The sequence below is a fragment of the Phenylobacterium sp. genome, assembly GCF_030693625.1.
Lineage (GTDB): Bacteria > Pseudomonadota > Alphaproteobacteria > Caulobacterales > Caulobacteraceae > Phenylobacterium > Phenylobacterium ferrooxidans.
This window is the reverse complement of the sequence record NZ_JAUYAF010000058.1, coordinates 46,221-60,161: the sequence shown is the minus strand read 5'-3', so window position 1 is coordinate 60,161 and position 13,941 is coordinate 46,221. Positions and strand designations below refer to the sequence as shown.

The 13,941-nt window shown below is 69.2% G+C and carries 16 protein-coding genes; 10 read left to right on the top strand and 6 right to left on the bottom strand.

What is annotated here, in order from left to right; translation table 11 throughout:
• Positions 1 to 235 precede the first annotated feature (235 nt).
• The 6 genes from Q8N10_RS11995 (at position 236) to Q8N10_RS11970 (ending at position 2,965) form a co-directional block, all read left to right on the top strand.
• Positions 236 to 418, top strand: a complete 183-nt coding sequence (locus Q8N10_RS11995) for a DUF3606 domain-containing protein (protein WP_304783446.1) — start codon at positions 236 to 238, stop codon at positions 416 to 418.
• 4 nt (positions 419 to 422) lie between these two features.
• Positions 423 to 911 carry a hypothetical protein gene (locus Q8N10_RS11990; protein WP_305338482.1) on the top strand — a complete coding sequence of 163 codons (489 nt, stop codon included), beginning with the start codon at positions 423 to 425 and terminating at the stop codon, positions 909 to 911.
• 2 nt (positions 912 to 913) lie between these two features.
• Positions 914 to 1,360 carry an SRPBCC domain-containing protein gene (locus tag Q8N10_RS11985; protein WP_305663927.1) on the top strand — a complete coding sequence of 149 codons (447 nt, stop codon included), beginning with the start codon at positions 914 to 916 and terminating at the stop codon, positions 1,358 to 1,360.
• A complete protein-coding gene (locus Q8N10_RS11980) occupies positions 1,357 to 1,572 on the top strand; it encodes a hypothetical protein (RefSeq protein ID WP_304783438.1) in 216 nt (71 codons plus the stop codon). Before Q8N10_RS11985 ends, Q8N10_RS11980 begins: the two co-directional genes overlap by 4 nt.
• Positions 1,569 to 2,336, top strand: coding sequence for a sulfite exporter TauE/SafE family protein (locus Q8N10_RS11975; protein ID WP_304783435.1), 768 nt, complete (start codon positions 1,569 to 1,571; stop codon positions 2,334 to 2,336). Before Q8N10_RS11980 ends, Q8N10_RS11975 begins: the two co-directional genes overlap by 4 nt.
• Before the next feature lie 68 nt (positions 2,337 to 2,404).
• Positions 2,405 to 2,965, top strand: a complete 561-nt coding sequence (locus Q8N10_RS11970; RefSeq protein ID WP_304783431.1) for a hypothetical protein — start codon at positions 2,405 to 2,407, stop codon at positions 2,963 to 2,965.
• Here Q8N10_RS11970 and rsmA read toward each other — a convergent pair.
• The 6 genes from rsmA to lptF all read right to left on the bottom strand — a co-directional run bounded on the left by rsmA (position 2,962) and on the right by lptF (position 10,773).
• Positions 2,962 to 3,777, bottom strand: coding sequence for a 16S rRNA (adenine(1518)-N(6)/adenine(1519)-N(6))-dimethyltransferase RsmA (gene rsmA / locus Q8N10_RS11965; protein WP_304783428.1), 816 nt, complete (start codon positions 3,775 to 3,777; stop codon positions 2,962 to 2,964). The two genes, Q8N10_RS11970 and rsmA, sit on opposite strands and share 4 nt — an antisense overlap.
• Positions 3,778 to 4,785, bottom strand: coding sequence for a 4-hydroxythreonine-4-phosphate dehydrogenase PdxA (gene pdxA, locus Q8N10_RS11960; protein WP_304783425.1), 1,008 nt, complete (start codon positions 4,783 to 4,785; stop codon positions 3,778 to 3,780).
• On the bottom strand, positions 4,782 to 6,122 hold the full coding sequence (locus Q8N10_RS11955; protein ID WP_304783422.1) for a peptidylprolyl isomerase: 1,341 nt from the start codon (positions 6,120 to 6,122) through the stop codon (positions 4,782 to 4,784). Before Q8N10_RS11955 ends, pdxA begins: the two co-directional genes overlap by 4 nt.
• A 70-nt stretch (positions 6,123 to 6,192) precedes the next feature.
• On the bottom strand, positions 6,193 to 8,472 hold the full coding sequence (locus tag Q8N10_RS11950; RefSeq protein WP_304783419.1) for an LPS-assembly protein LptD: 2,280 nt from the start codon (positions 8,470 to 8,472) through the stop codon (positions 6,193 to 6,195).
• Positions 8,473 to 8,533: 61 nt separating this feature from the next.
• Positions 8,534 to 9,637: an LptF/LptG family permease gene (locus Q8N10_RS11945; protein WP_304783416.1), complete on the bottom strand. Its 1,104-nt coding sequence runs from the start codon at positions 9,635 to 9,637 to the stop codon at positions 8,534 to 8,536.
• Positions 9,634 to 10,773: an LPS export ABC transporter permease LptF gene (lptF, locus tag Q8N10_RS11940; RefSeq protein WP_304783413.1), complete on the bottom strand. Its 1,140-nt coding sequence runs from the start codon at positions 10,771 to 10,773 to the stop codon at positions 9,634 to 9,636. Before lptF ends, Q8N10_RS11945 begins: the two co-directional genes overlap by 4 nt.
• Positions 10,774 to 10,932: 159 nt before the next feature.
• Here lptF and Q8N10_RS11935 point away from each other — a divergent pair, with 159 nt between their 5' ends.
• From Q8N10_RS11935 to Q8N10_RS11920, 4 genes are read left to right on the top strand one after another with little or no spacing between them, the layout of a single operon-like run.
• Positions 10,933 to 12,390 (top strand): leucyl aminopeptidase, encoded by a 1,458-nt coding sequence (locus tag Q8N10_RS11935; protein ID WP_305663926.1) that lies wholly within the window; start codon positions 10,933 to 10,935, stop codon positions 12,388 to 12,390.
• Between the two features lie 9 nt (positions 12,391 to 12,399).
• Positions 12,400 to 13,089, top strand: coding sequence for an alpha/beta fold hydrolase (locus Q8N10_RS11930; RefSeq protein WP_304783407.1), 690 nt, complete (start codon positions 12,400 to 12,402; stop codon positions 13,087 to 13,089).
• Entirely contained in the window at positions 13,082 to 13,537 is a 456-nt protein-coding gene (locus Q8N10_RS11925) for a DNA polymerase III subunit chi (RefSeq protein WP_304783404.1), read from the top strand. Before Q8N10_RS11930 ends, Q8N10_RS11925 begins: the two co-directional genes overlap by 8 nt.
• Complete coding sequence (locus Q8N10_RS11920) at positions 13,534 to 13,851, top strand: peptidase inhibitor I78 (protein WP_304783402.1); 318 nt, start codon at positions 13,534 to 13,536, stop codon at positions 13,849 to 13,851. The genes Q8N10_RS11925 and Q8N10_RS11920 overlap by 4 nt, the downstream gene beginning before the upstream one ends.
• Positions 13,852 to 13,941: the final 90 nt, after the last annotated feature.

Genomic DNA, 13,941 nt, shown 5'->3' with positions numbered 1-13,941 from the left:
TTACCGGCACGAGGGTCTGACACGGCCCCAAAGTAGTCAGAAAACGTCCCCACAACCCCGTCTCCAAACACCAAGGAGACATCTGCAGAATCCGCTTCGACCTAAGATTTCGACTCCAACGCCATATGCGATTCCCCTGCCTCAATAGGGGAGAGGAGGCGCTGGTCTTGAAAGGGAGTTGCCCCGGCCTGGAGTCGGTGACACTCCAGACCGAAACAGAATAAGGAGCGCCCAGATGGCCGAACCCAAGGGCAAGCGGGATTTCCGGGATTCGCCGCGGCTGGATCCCAAGGAGCGGCACCAGGTGGAATACTGGGCCAAGCGCTGGGGCGTGACCCATGACCAGATCATCAGCGCCTATCGCAAGGTCGGCATGATGGTGAAGGACATCGCCGTCGAGCTGGGCAAGAAGCGCTGAGGCCATGCGCTATGTGCTGACGCCGGAGGACGTGGCGGTGGGGCGCAGGCTGGCGGCGCGCGAGGTGTCGCGGCGGCTGTGGTTCTGGCCCGGGATGACCGGGGCGGCGGTGCTGGGGGTGGCCGGGTTCGGGGCGCTCGGCGACGGACCGGTGCTGGGGATCACGGGCGCGGTGCTGGGCGGGGCGGGATTCTGGCTGGCCTGTCTGGCGGCCCAGGCCTGGTGGCTGGGGCGACCCGGTCCGGCCGGGCGTGAGGTGACCCTGGAGGTGGGGCCGCTGGGCCTGCGGCTCGGCGACGGCGACCTGCTGAGCTGGGCCAGGGTGGCGATGATCCGCGAGGCGCCGGGGCAGGTGGTGCTGATCCTGGACCGCGGCGACCCGGTGGTGGTGCCCAAGGCCGCGATCGGGGGGGCGGGCGCCGTCACCAAGTTCCTGGAGGCGTGCAACCAGTGGGGCCGGCGCGCGCATGGCCTGGGCGGCAAGGGGGTTTAGGGATGCACCAGATCAGGACCCAGGCGGTGATCGAGGCCACGCCGCAGGCGGTGTGGGCGGTGCTGGCCGACTTCGCCAGCTACCCGGCGTGGAACCCGCTGAACCTGGAGGCCCACGGGCAGGCGGTGTTGGGGGCGAAGATCCCCATGGTGTTCCGCAACCTGGCCTCGGCCAAGCCCGGCGCGACGATTTCCCAGACGGTGACCCTTGTGGCCTGTGAGCCGGGCAAGGCCCTGGCCTGGGCCGGGCATGTGCCGCTGCTGTTCCGGGGGCGGCATCACTTCACCCTGGAGGCCGCGCCCGGCGGCACGCGGGTGCTGCATGGCGAGGACCTGGCGGGGCTGATCGCGCTGACCTTTTCCAAGGCGCAGATCGCGCGGGATTTCGTCCCGGCCTACGAGGCGGTGAATGTGGCCCTGGCGGCGCGAGTAGCGGCGCTGGCGGCATGACCATCCGCGACCTGGTGGACCTGGCCATCGACGAGGATCCGCGCAGCCCGTGCCTGTGGGTTCCGAGCGAGCACTGGGATGACTTCTGCGCCGCCATCCGACGGACGCCCAACCTGATCGGGGCGGTGATCTACCGCGACAAGACCATCCGTGACGGGGGTCCCGACACCGACATCATGACCGGCTCCGACGTGACGGGCCGCCGGCGTTGATCACCGACCCGTGGTTCTACGCCCTGGCCGTGCCGGCGGTTATCCTGCTGGGGCTGGCCAAGGGCGGGTTTTCCGGCATCGGGGTGATCGCGGTGCCGCTGATGGCCCTGGCGGTGTCGCCGGTGCTGGCGGCGTCGATCACCCTGCCGATCCTGATCGTGCAGGACGTGGTCAGCGTGTGGGCGTTCCGGAAGACCTGGGACCGGGGGATCTTGCGGCTGATGCTGCCCAGCGCGGCGGTGGGGATCTTCGCCGGGTTCGCCCTGGCGGCCTTTGTCAGGCCCGGCGCGGTGGAGCTGGCGGTGGGCGTGATCTCGGTGCTGTTCGCCGTGCAGCGGCTGTGGCTGGAGCGCAGGGGCGCGCCCGTGCGGGCGGCGGCGCCTGAGGGCGTGCCGTGGCGGGGCGTGCTGGCGGGGATCGCGGCGGGGTTCACCAGCCAGATCAGCCACGCCGGCGGGCCGCCGTTCCAGATCTATGTCCTGCCCAAGCAGTTGCCCCGCGACGTGTTCATCGGCACCAGCGCCATCTTCTTCGCGGTGGTGAACTGGATCAAGGTCCCGGCCTATCTGGCGCTGGGGCAGGTGACGGCGCAGAGCCTGTCGACCGCCGCGGCCCTGCTGCCCCTGGCCATCGCCTCGACCTGGGCCGGGGTGTGGCTGGTGCGGCGGGTGCCGGGGCAGGCCTTCTACAAGGTGATCTACAGCCTGCTGGTCCTGGTGGGAGCCAAGCTGGCCTGGGATGGCGCGGTTTCGCTCATCGGCTAGACTGAAACACCCGCGCCCTCAGCGCGCCGCAATCGCGGGCGAGCCTGGGAGGCGAAGGAGTTCCGCCGATGACCCGCATGCGACTTTGGATGGCCGGCGTGACGCTGGCGGCCCTGGCCGGGACCGCCCAGGCGCAGGAGGCCGTGGCGACCGCGTCCTCGACCCCGGTCCCGGCGGCCGATCCGGCGACGGCGGCCCAGATCGAGCAGTTCATCCGCGCCTCGCCCGTGCCCACCCTGCAGGACGACGGGGTGGACGGGATCACGCCCGGCGAGGAGCCCCGCAAGGTGCATGGCGAGGTCACCGTCGGCGTCGGAAGCGGGGGCTATCGCAGCTTCTCGGCCATGAGCGTCATCCCGGTCGGCGAGACCGGGACCCTGGCCGTGGCGGTGAGCAAGAGCCGCAACTCGCCCTATGCCGGCTATGGCGAATATGGCGGCTATGGATATGGTGGCCATGGGCGCGGTTACGGCCACGGCGAGCGGCAGTCCATCGGGCTTGAGTTCTCGTCGCAGGGCGAGGCGCCGCGTTGCTCGCAGCGGATGGATCGGGGCCCGGACTGGCGCCGGCTGCGCGAGGGTCCGGGTGAGAGCGCCTGCACCAACGACGCCGTGGACCTGGCGCGCTAACGGGCGCGGGCCAACTTCAGGAATTCTTCCACATCCAGGGTCTCGGCCCGGCGTGACGGGTCGATGCCGGCCGCCTCGCAGATCGTCTCGCCCCCCAGCTGCTTGAGGCTCGAGCGCAGCATCTTGCGGCGCTGGCCGAAGGCTGCGGCGGTGAGGGTCTGCAAGCTCTCCAGCAGGGCCTGGTCCAGGCGCTGGGCGTGGGGAACCAGGTGGACCACGGCCGAGGTCACCTTGGGCGGCGGCGTGAAGGCGCGGGGCGAAACCTCCATCACCAGTCTTGCGTCCGCCGTCGCCTGGGCGATGACGGCCAGGCGGCCATAGGCGTCGGAGCCTGGCGCCGCGACGATGCGCTCGGCCACTTCCTTCTGGAACATCAGTGTCAGGGAGGTGGGGGTGAACGGACCCGTCAGCCACTTGATGAGCAACGGCGTGCCGACATTGTAGGGCAGGTTGGAGACGATGGCGGTGGGGCGTCCGGCGGCCAGCGCGGTCTCGTCGGCGGTCAGGGCGTCGTCCAGATGGACGGTGAGCGCGCCGTTGGCCGCCTCGCCGAGCTCGGCCAGCAGGGGCAGGAAGCGGGGGTCTTTCTCGACCGCGGTCACCTGGGCGCCCGTCTCCAGCAGAGCCCGCGTCAGGCCGCCAGGGCCGGGGCCCACCTCGATGACGTGGTCGCCCTCACCGACGCCGGCGAGGCGGGCGATCTTGCGGGTGATGTTGAGATCAAACAGGAAGTGCTGGCCGAAGCTCTTCTTGGCCATGAGACCATGGGCGTCGAGGACGTCGCGCAGGGGCGGAAGGTGGTCGAGGTCCATCTAGGCGGCGCGGCGGGTGGCGATCTCGTCGGCCATGCGGATGGCGGCGACCAGGCTGTCTGCACGGGCCAGACCCCGTCCGGCGATGTCGAAAGCCGTGCCGTGGTCGGGCGAGGTCCGCACGATGGGCAGGCCGAGCGTCACATTAACGCCGCCCCAGAAGTCGAGCATTTTCACAGGGATAAGCGCCTGATCATGATACATGCAGAGCGCGGCGTCATAGCGGGCGCGCATCTCTTCGGGGAACAGGCTGTCGGCGGGGACCGGGCCGGTGGCGTCGACGCCGAGGTCGCGCAGGGCGCGGATCGCCGGGGCGATGATCTCGTGCTCCTCGCGCCCAATAGTCCCGCTCTCACCCGCGTGCGGGTTGAGGCCGGCGACGGCCAGGCGGGGAACCTCGACGCCGAAGTCCCGGCGCAGGGCCTGGGCGGTCACCAGGCCGGCATTGACCACCTTCTCGATGCTCAGGGCCGCGGCGACCTGGGAGATTGGCTCGTGGACGGTGACCAGGGTCGTGCGCAGGCCCGGCACCGCGAGCATCATGATGGGGCCGCGCGCGCCGTCGAAGCGGGTGGCCTGGGTGAGCTCGCCGAGGAACTCGGTATGGCCCGGAAAGGCGAAGCCGGCCTCGTAGAGCGGGGCCTTGGCGATCGGGGCGGTGACGACGCCGGAGACCTGGCCGGAGAGGGCGAGGCCCACGGCGGTCTCGATCCACTGGATCACCGACTTGGCGGCGGCCGAGGTCGGCTGGCCGGAGACCACCGGCGCGCGCAGGGGGATGTCGAGAACGGGAATCGCGTCGGGGAAGACCTTGGCGGCCTCGTCGGGCGAGATCACGCTGCGCACGATGGTCGCGCCGGAGCCCGAAGCCGAAGCCAGGGACTGGCTGTCGCCGACCACAAGGAAGGCGGGCCCGGTCTGCCGTAGCTGCGTCCACGCCTTGACGATGATCTCCGGGCCTATGCCGGCAGGGTCACCAAGGGTGAGCGCGAGTGGTCCAGTCTTCACTTGGTCTCGATTGTCGCCGAGTTCCGGAGGTCACGCATGTAACGCCGCGCGATCATGGACAGTTGCTGTCCGAACAGACGGTTCTCGATCTGCTCCCTGGACTGGCCCTCCTGGCCGCTGGCCCGCTTGGCGCAGACGGCCAGCAGATGCAGGCCGGCGCTGGTGCGGATCGGCTGGGAGATCTGACCGGCGGCCAGGCTCTCGGCGGCGTCGCGGAAGGCGGGCGCCAGGTCCTTGATCTCGGCCTCGCCCAGATCGCCGGCGACGACCCCGGGAACGCCGCCGGCCTTGGCCTCCAGGTCCCCACATCCGGTGACAGTGGCGCGCAGGGCGATCAGCTTGGCGGTGGCGGCGTCGACGGCGGCCTGGTCGGCGGTCTGGGTCAGGCCGACGGCGGCCTGCTTGAGGTTGACTATCATGCCGCCCGCGCCGGCGCGCTTCTCACGGAGATAGATGATGTAGACGCCGTCCTTGACCTGGATCGGGCGCGACAACTGGCCGGGACGCATCTGCTCCAGGGCGGCGTCGATCTCGGGCGCCATCTCGCCGGCGGTGATCCAGCCGGCGTCGCCGCCCGCCGCGGCGGTGGCGGCGGCGGAGAACTGGCGGGCCACGGCGGGGAAGGGCGCGCCCTGCTGCATCTGGGTGATCAACTGGCCGGCGCCTGTCAGGGCGGTGTCCATGCCGCCGACCCGGTTGGCGTCGATGAAGACCTCGCTGATCTGGTACTGGGGCTTGGAGGCCGCGGCGGCCAGACGCTGCTGCACGGCCTTGACCTGATCGTCGCCGATGCGAAGGCGCGAGCCGTAGCGGCCGCGAATCCAGCGCTGCCAGCTGGTGTTGGAGCGGACCTCCTGGCGCAGGGTCTCCTCGCCGATGCCCTGGACCTTCAGATTGCCCAGGAACTGCTCCAGGGACATGTTGTTGCCCTTGGCCATCTCGGCCAGTTCCTCGGTGACCTCGTCGTCGGTGGCGATGATCTCCATCTTCTGGTCGCGCTCGACCCGGCGCAGTTCCTGCAGCTGCAGGCGCTCGTCCACCAGGCCCACCAGGGCCTCGCGCTGGAACTGGGGCAGGTTCTGCTGGGTCGGCTGCACGCCGGAGGTGGCGATCAGCAGGCGCATGCGCTGAGCCAGATCGTAGGTCGAGATGATGTCGTCGTTGACGACCGCGGCCACGGACTCGTTGATCCCGGCCGGCGCCACCGGGGCGGCAGGCGCCTCCACAGGTGCGGCGTCCTGGGCCCAGAGGACCTGCGGCAGGGCCGTGGTGGCCAGGGCGATCGCCAGGGCGGCGCCGCGCGCCGAACGGCCCGTGACATTACGCGCACGCATCATGGGTGGAAGGTTTCCTTGGAGGCGATGGCCCTGGGCAGGTCGATGCGAAGGGCCAATTCGGTGGCGATTTTCAGTTCGCATACAACGGTCCGCCCAATGTGGCGAGGGTGAGGCGTATGGCGAGAGACTCCGTCGGACCTAGTCTTCCGATTACAGTGTCTTCGCGCCGATAAATGATGTCCACGCGGGTGCAGTCGTCGCGATAGGTGATGCCGAGGTCGCGGATCACCCAGGCGTCCTGGACCAGGTCGCGGTTGCCATAGGCGGTGACGCCCCAATGCTCTGTGAGGTAGAGATCGCCGCCCAGGTCCAGGTTCTCCACCTTGGTCCCGTTGATGTCGGCGCGGTCACGCAGATAACGGAAATAGCCATTGGCGCGCTTCGTGGAGAGGTTGGCGCCCGCCTCTGCGCGCTGGACCGAAAAGTCTTCTGAATCCAACCGCGTACGGGCGAAGAATGAGAGACCCTTGATCGGTTGGGCGTCGGCGGAGACGATCCAGTCGGACCGGGTCTGGCGCAGGCCGCTCTGGGGCGAGAAGACGTCGTTGCTCTCGTTGCGGAAGCTGCGGCCCACCAGCAGGCTGGCGCGGCGTCCATCGTCCCAGAATACCGAGGCCCGACCGCCGGCGTTCACGCGCAGGCCGTCCTCATAGAGGTCGTAGCCTGGGAATTTGTTGGCCCGGAAGAGGTTGGTCTCGTCGAACTGGAAGGCGATGGAGTCTTCGTTCAAATAGACCGGCGCGCCCGTGGCCGAGGTCGCCACAACCACCTGCTTGGCGTCGGGGGAAGCCGCGACCTGAACGATGGGCTCCAGGATCACGGTGGACTCCGAGAACCGGCGCACGAAGGGCCAGGAGATGTCGGCGCCAGCCACCAGGAGGCCGCGAGACAGGGTCTTGGAGGTGTCTGCGACCCCGTTGAGGTCATCGAGGCTGTAGGCGTCGCCGCGGATGTTCAGGAAGGGCGAGATCCTGACCCCGGCGGGGGCGGTGTAGGTGGCGCGCCAGTCGGCCTCGCCGGTGACCCGGCGGCTGTCGAGACCCGCCAGGCGCAGGGGCGGAGCCCCGACAGGAGACTGGTCGCGGGTGAGGGCCACGGCCGAGCCCAGCAGGCGCAGGCGGCCCCCGGCGATATTGGCCTCCGGCTCCCAACGCGCCTCGATCAGCGGGCCGACGATGGGGAAGGTGCGCTCATTGTCTTCGGGGCGCAGACCCTGGAAGGACAGGGCCGCGGCCGAGAAGTAGGAGCGCTGGTCCTGGCGGGTCGCGTAGACCTGGGAGATCAGGCGGCGATCGTCGGCCAGGTAGGGGCCGCGCGTGGCGTAGACGTCGCTGACCTCGTACTTGTCGAACAGCAGGTCGTCGGAGGTCCGCTCGGCGGTGAAGCCCCAGTCCCACTTCTCGTTGATGGCGAACTGGCCCGCGGCCAGGATGTAGCTGCGGCTGGTGTTGTCGCCGAAGCCGTCGCCCTTGCCGTCGAAGTCGGTGTCGTAGGTGTAGCCGAACCGGGCGTCCACGGAGCCAGAGTAGAACCGTTTGCGGTAGTGCCCGTTCAGGAACGGATTAACTTTCGTGTTAATCTGGGGGCTTAGCGTGATATCTGAAGACGGCGAGAGAACCTGGAGATAGGGCTGCTCGTAGCTGAGGCCCCGACGGTTGGAGATGCCAAGCTTCGGCGGCAGGAAGCCGGACTTGCGGACCGCCTGGGGATCGGGGTGCCAGAACAGCGGCAGGTACAGCACCGGGGCGCCGAACACCCGGATCACGGCGTTGCGGTAGTAGACCAGTTGCCGGTCGCGGTCCTGGACCACCTTGTCGGCCTTGATCGACCAGGTAGGCGTCTTGGGTGAGCCGTCCGGCGCGCAGATCTCACAGGGCGTGTAGATGGCGCGGTTGAGTTCATTGACGCGGTCGCTACGCTTGACCGCCGAGGCGGCGGCGATCTTGATGCCGGGCGCCATGCGCGCGGCGAAGCCCGTGGCGACGCCGGCCTTCATCTGATCATCGAGGGTCAGCTCGTCGGCGTATTCGACGCTGCCGTCCTCGTTGATGATCTGGACCTGGCCCTTGGCGGTGACGACGCCGCGGGTCTCGTCATAGACCAGCTCGTCGGCGCGCAGGGTGCGGCCCTCGTAGCGGACCTCGGCCTGGCCGCGGGCGGTGGTGATCTTGTTCTTGTCGTCACGGATGACGAGGTCGGCCTCCATATAGAGCTGACCCGCCTCGAGCCCATCGGCCGACGGCTTGGCCGGCGACTGGGCATGGGCCTGCGCCGCCATCGACACAATGATGACCGCCACACTGGCCAACAGGCCGCGCTTAACGGAGACGGGACGGCGACCGCGACTCATGAAGCTAGGAAACCCCCTCCGGGCGACTGTTGGCGGATGGATAGCGGGGAACGCCAACGATTCAACCGTCTTCGGTGTAGCAGAGCAAGGTCAGCCCGGACAGCAGGGCGACCACGGGCGGCGCCCAGGCGGCGGCGTAGAGCGGAATGATCTCCGCATCGGCCAGGGCGCCGGAGAATTCGTTGAAGAAAAAGAAGATGAAACCGATGGCCACTCCGGCCCCGGCCAGGCCGCCAAGCCCGCCCAGGCGGGCCAGCCTGAGGGAAAAGGCGGCGGCCAGCACCGACATGGCGGCGAAGAGCAGGGGCGTGGCCAGGAGCTGCTGGAAGCGCAGCCGATAGCCATCGGCGGAGAAGCCGGCCTGCTCGGTCTGGTTGATAGCGGCGGGAAGCCGCCAGAAGGCGATGGCGTCGGGGGAGGCGAACCGCTCCATGGCCGATTCGGAATCCAGCGTGGAGCGGATCGACAGCGAGTCGGACCGCACCGAGCTCTCGCCCGCCGTGGCCTCACGCACATCGGTGAGTTTCCAGAAGCCCGGCAGCAGCTCGGCCTCGGCGGCCTCCAGCCGGCGCTTGAACTCGGGCAGGCCGTCCTTGTTCTTCTGGTAGACGAAGAGGGAGACCCCCTTGAGCAAGACCCTTCCCGCCACCGCCTCGCGCGCCTTGGCGTGGATGACGATCTGGTTGCGGTCGTCGCCCTGGCGCAGCCAGACCTCCTTGGGCGCGTCGGTCAGGTAGTTTTCCATCAGGCCCGCGCGGTCGGCCTCGAAGCGGGCGCTGAGGGCCGAGGCCAGGGGGTTGAAGGCGGTGACGGCGAAGACGCCGACGACGAAGGCCGCCGCCGCCGAGGGCAGGACGAAGCGCCAGGCCGAAATCCCCGCGGCCCGCATGGCGACAAGTTCGCTGGAGCGGTTGAGACCGACATAGGCGCTGATGCCGCCGGCCAGGAAGACGAAAGGCAGCAGCAGCAGGATGAGGGCCGGCGCCTTGAGCAGGGTGAGGCCGAAGAGCTGGGCCACGCCGACATCGGCGCGGACCCCCACCGAGCGCGACAGGTCGACGAACTGCACCAGCAGGATCACCGCCGAGATGACGGCGAGCGCGGCGCCGACGCCGGTGAAGGTGCGGAGCAGCACGTAGCGTTCGAGGCGGCCCGTCCCGATCATGCGGTCTTCAGCCCGGCGATGGAGGCGGGGCGCTTGCGCATGTCGATGTAGCGGCTGACCGGCTGCTTGAAGATGCCCCGCAGGGCCAGGCCCATGGCCCCCAGGGGCACGACGTACTGCAGGACATTGACCCAGGGCTCGGACTCGCTGGCGGCCTGGACGATGAAGCCCAGGATGCGGACTGCGACCGCCGCCCCGCCAATGACCGCGATGCGCCGGCCGTAACCGAGGCGCGAGAAGCCGCCGCCAATGATGGCCAGGAGGGCGAAGCTCATGAAGGTGAGGTTGTACAGCGGCGTGGTCAGGCGGGCGTTGCCCTCCGCCAGCATCTTGTCGCGGTTCTGCTTTTCCCAGGCCTGCTCCAGGTCCGGGAAGAACAGCTCGTGCAGGTAGCGGTCCGACGGCTTGTAGTGGATCAGTTCGTCACTCGCCAGGAAGGTGGAGAGGTCAAAGACGTACTCGTCGAAGGACAGGAAGTTGAGCACACCGGTGCGGCTGAACTCCTGGTTCGACCCCTTGCGCATCAACAGAACCGGCTTGTCGCCGCGCTTGACCACCCGGCCCTCGTCGGCGGTGTAGGTGGTGGCCCCGCCGTCGTCCTTGGTCTGGTGGATGAACAGGTTGTGGATCAGGCCGCCGTTGTCCACCGACTGGGCGTAGACCGTCAGGCCGGGGGCCGGCTCGGTGAACTCGCCCTCGCGGACCAGGGTCGAGGCCAGGTCGGTGCGCACCTGGAACAGGGTCTCGCGCATCTGCCGCGAGGCCGCCGGCTGGACCCAGAGGTTCATGAAGAGCGCGATGAGGGTGACGACGGCGGCCAGCCGGAGGGCTGGGGCGATGACCCGCCAGCGGCTCATGCCGCCGGCGAAGCAGACGACGATCTCCTGCTCCACGTGCAGGCGGTTGAGCGCCACCAGGGCGGCCACCAGCAGGGCGATGGGCATGACCATGTTGATCAGCTGGGGCATGGCCAGCAGGGTCACCTGCAGGAAGACCAGGGCGCTCTGGCGCTGGCTGACGATGATGTCGAGCTGCGAGAGGCTGGTGGACAGCAAGGCGACCGCCGTCAGCGCCGCCGTCGCCATGACGGTCGGCCCCAAGAGCTGACGGAGCAGGTATCGATCGATCAGGCGCATCGGCAAGAAATATAGGGCGGGCCGACAAATTTGCCGCGCCCGCAACGGGAAGCTGCTCTAAACCATGCGTCGCCCCGCCACACAACCGCCGCACGAACGGTCAGGCTGGGATGGGTTCAGGGCGCGCGCTGCGCCGGGTCGCTAAGTTGAGAGAATTCCATGGATATCCAGTTCGTCACGCCCGACGCCGCGCTTGGTGAAAAGAGCGCCCTGGCGATCGTGGTGTTCGAAGGCGAGGCCGCCACCGCCCAGGGCGGCGCCTTCGCCGCCGCGCTGGTGGGCGGCCGTTTCACCGGCGCCAAGGGCCAGACCCTGGACCTGATCGCGCCGGCCGGCTCCGCCGCCGCCCGGGTGCTGCTGGTGGGCGCTGGCAAGGCCGACGGCTTCGACGGCCTGGGCGCGGAGAACGCCGCGGCGAGCGCCTATGGCACCTTGAAGACCTCGGGTCTGACCACGCTGCGGGTGCAACTGGCGGGTGATGCGGCCCAGGCGGCCAAGGCCGCCTTCGGCGTGCGGCTGGCCGCCTATCGGTTCGACCAGTACCGCACCAAGGAAGCCGCCGAGAAGAAGCCCTCGCTCACCCGGGCCGAGATCGTCACCACCGACGTGGACGGCGCCATCCAGGCCTTCGCCGACCTGGCGGCGCTGGCCGACGCCATCGCCTTCGCCCGCGACCTGGTCTCCGAGCCGCCGAACGTCCTCTACCCCGCCGAGTTCGCCAAGCGGGTGAAGCAGCTGGAGGAACTGGGCCTGGAGGTCGAGATCCTGGGCGAGGCCGAGATGGCCAAGCTCGGCATGGGCTCGCTGCTGGGGGTCGGGCAGGGGAGCGTGCGCGAGAGCCAGCTCGCCATCCTCAAGTGGAACGGCGCGGCCGACAAGAACGCCCAGCCCGTCGCCTTCATCGGCAAGCGGGTCTGCTTCGACACCGGCGGCATCAGCATCAAGCCCGCCGACAACATGGAGCACATGAAGACCGACATGGGCGGCGCGGCCGCTGTGTCGGGGCTTATGCACGTGCTCGCCGCGCGCAAGGCCAAGGTCAACGCGGTAGGCATCCTGGGCCTGGTGGAGAACATGCCGGACGGCAACGCCCAGCGACCGGGCGACGTGGTGACCTCCATGTCCGGCCAGACCATCGAAATCATCAATACCGACGCCGAGGGCCGCCTCGTGCTGGCCGACGCCGTCTGGTACTGCCAGCAGCGGTTCAAGCCGAAGTTCATGGTCGACCTGGCCACCCTGACCGGGGCGATCATCATCGCGCTCGGCGACGACGTCGGGGGCCTGTTCAGCAACAATGACGAACTGGCCGCCAACCTGATGGCGGCGTCGGAGGGCGAGGCCGAGCCGCTGTGGCGGATGCCGCTGCCCGCCCACTACGACAAGAACATCGACTCGGTGATCGCCGACATGAAGAACACCGGCGGCCGGGCCGGCGGCTCCATCACCGCGGCCATGTTCATCCAGCGCTTCGTCAACGGCGTGCCATGGGCCCACCTGGACATCGCCGGCACCGCCTGGAAGAAGCCGTCCACGATCCCCACCATCCCCGACGGCGCGACAGGCTTCGGCGTGCGGCTGCTGAACCGCATGGTGGCGGACAAGTACGAAGGCTGATCACCCGCCGTGCGGTTCGCGCTGCTGCATAGCCCGCTGGTGGGCGCGAGCTGCTGGCGGGCCGTGGTGGGGGATTTCGCGGCGCGGGGAATCTGGGCCGCGGCGCCGAGGCTGCCGGCCTGGGGCGCGGCCGAGCCGCCCTACTATCCGGCCCTGGCGGCCAGGGTGGCCGAGCAGATCGCCCAGATGCATCCCGTCGTGCTGGTGGTCCACTCCGGCGCGGGGTCGCTGGCGGCCTCCGTGGTTGCGTCGGCGAAGGGCGGGGTGAGCCAGGTGATCTTCGTGGACGCCATCCTGCCGCATCCGGGACGGACCTGGTTCGAGACCGCCTCTCCGGTGCTTGGCGACTCGCTGCGGGCCAAGGTGACGGACGGGGAGGTTCCGGCCTGGGACCAGTGGTTCCCGCCCGGCGCCCTGGCGGCGACCCTGCCGGAGGGCGAGACGCGGGAGCGCTTCGTTTCCGAACTGACCCCGACGCCGCTGGCCTATCTGGAAGAGACCGCGCCGGACCTGGACCTGCCAGACGGCGTCGGCTGGGCCTATCTGCGGCTCTCCAAGGCCTATGAGGACGAGGCGCGGGTCGCCCGCGAGCAGGGTATTCCCACCCTGCGGCTGGCGCGGCATCATCTGGCCATGATGACCCATGCCGACGAGGTGGCGAGCGCCCTGGTGAACCTGGTGCGGGGCGACCATGGCTGATCCCTGCGAGGTCTGGTTCTATCACCTGGAGCGCACGAGCCTGGACCAGGCCCTGCCCGAGCTGCTGGAAAAGACCCTGGCGCGAGGCTGGAAGGCGATCGTGCGGGCCACCAGGAGCGAGCGGGTGGAGCATCTGGACGGCTGGCTGTGGGCCTATCGCGACGAGAGCTTCCTGCCCCATGCGCCCGCCGATGAGCCGGGCGCGGCGCGGCAGCCGATCCTGCTCACCACCAGCGACGAGAACCTGAACGCGGCCGACGCCCTGTTCCTCGTGGACGGCGCCGAACCGGGCGAGCTTGGCGACTATACCCGGTGCGTGGTCTTGTTCGACGGCGGCGACGAGGAGGCCCTGGCTACGGCGCGCCGCCAATGGAAGTCGGTGAAGGCCAAGGGCCTGCCGGCGTCGTACTGGAAGCAGCAGGCTCGCGGTTGGGAGAAACAGGCATGAAGATCAAGATCCTGGCGGGCGCGGCCGCGCTGCTGCTGATGAGCGCCTGCGCCAGCGACGCGCCAGCCCCGTCTCCGCCGCCGCCGTCCTATCGTCCGCCGCCGCCCCCGCCGCCGCCCGCCGACCAGTGCGGGGCGGCCGAGGCGCAGAAGTATGTCGGGCGTCCGCGCAGCGAGATTCCGATCCCGGTGCTGCCGGCCCTGCAGCGGGTGGCCTGCACCACCTGCCCGGTGACCATGGACTACAGCGCCCGGCGGCTGAACTTCTACTACGACGCCCAGACCGGCATCGTGAAAGAGGTTAGGTGCGGCTAGAGCCATTTAGGGTCAGATGGAATCATCTGACCCGTTCAAAAAGGGCTCTAATCCAAAGATAGAGCGCGTCGGACGGGTTAACCGGCGTCC

What these genes read in the sequence shown, in the direction of transcription:
- Q8N10_RS11970 (WP_304783431.1), top strand. Translation starts at nt 2,405, where the DNA reads ATGACCCGCATGCGACTTTGGATGGCCGGCGTGACGCTGGCGGCCCTG.
- lptF (WP_304783413.1), bottom strand. Translation starts at nt 10,773, where the DNA reads ATGCGCCTGATCGATCGATACCTGCTCCGTCAGCTCTTGGGGCCGACC.
- Q8N10_RS11935 (WP_305663926.1), top strand. Translation starts at nt 10,933, where the DNA reads ATGGATATCCAGTTCGTCACGCCCGACGCCGCGCTTGGTGAAAAGAGC.
- rsmA (WP_304783428.1), bottom strand. Translation starts at nt 3,777, where the DNA reads ATGGACCTCGACCACCTTCCGCCCCTGCGCGACGTCCTCGACGCCCAT.
- Q8N10_RS11920 (WP_304783402.1), top strand. Translation starts at nt 13,534, where the DNA reads ATGAAGATCAAGATCCTGGCGGGCGCGGCCGCGCTGCTGCTGATGAGC.
- Q8N10_RS11985 (WP_305663927.1), top strand. Translation starts at nt 914, where the DNA reads ATGCACCAGATCAGGACCCAGGCGGTGATCGAGGCCACGCCGCAGGCG.
- Q8N10_RS11990 (WP_305338482.1), top strand. Translation starts at nt 423, where the DNA reads ATGCGCTATGTGCTGACGCCGGAGGACGTGGCGGTGGGGCGCAGGCTG.
- Q8N10_RS11955 (WP_304783422.1), bottom strand. Translation starts at nt 6,122, where the DNA reads ATGATGCGTGCGCGTAATGTCACGGGCCGTTCGGCGCGCGGCGCCGCC.
- Q8N10_RS11995 (WP_304783446.1), top strand. Translation starts at nt 236, where the DNA reads ATGGCCGAACCCAAGGGCAAGCGGGATTTCCGGGATTCGCCGCGGCTG.
- Q8N10_RS11945 (WP_304783416.1), bottom strand. Translation starts at nt 9,637, where the DNA reads ATGATCGGGACGGGCCGCCTCGAACGCTACGTGCTGCTCCGCACCTTC.
- Q8N10_RS11980 (WP_304783438.1), top strand. Translation starts at nt 1,357, where the DNA reads ATGACCATCCGCGACCTGGTGGACCTGGCCATCGACGAGGATCCGCGC.
- Q8N10_RS11925 (WP_304783404.1), top strand. Translation starts at nt 13,082, where the DNA reads ATGGCTGATCCCTGCGAGGTCTGGTTCTATCACCTGGAGCGCACGAGC.
- Q8N10_RS11950 (WP_304783419.1), bottom strand. Translation starts at nt 8,472, where the DNA reads ATGAGTCGCGGTCGCCGTCCCGTCTCCGTTAAGCGCGGCCTGTTGGCC.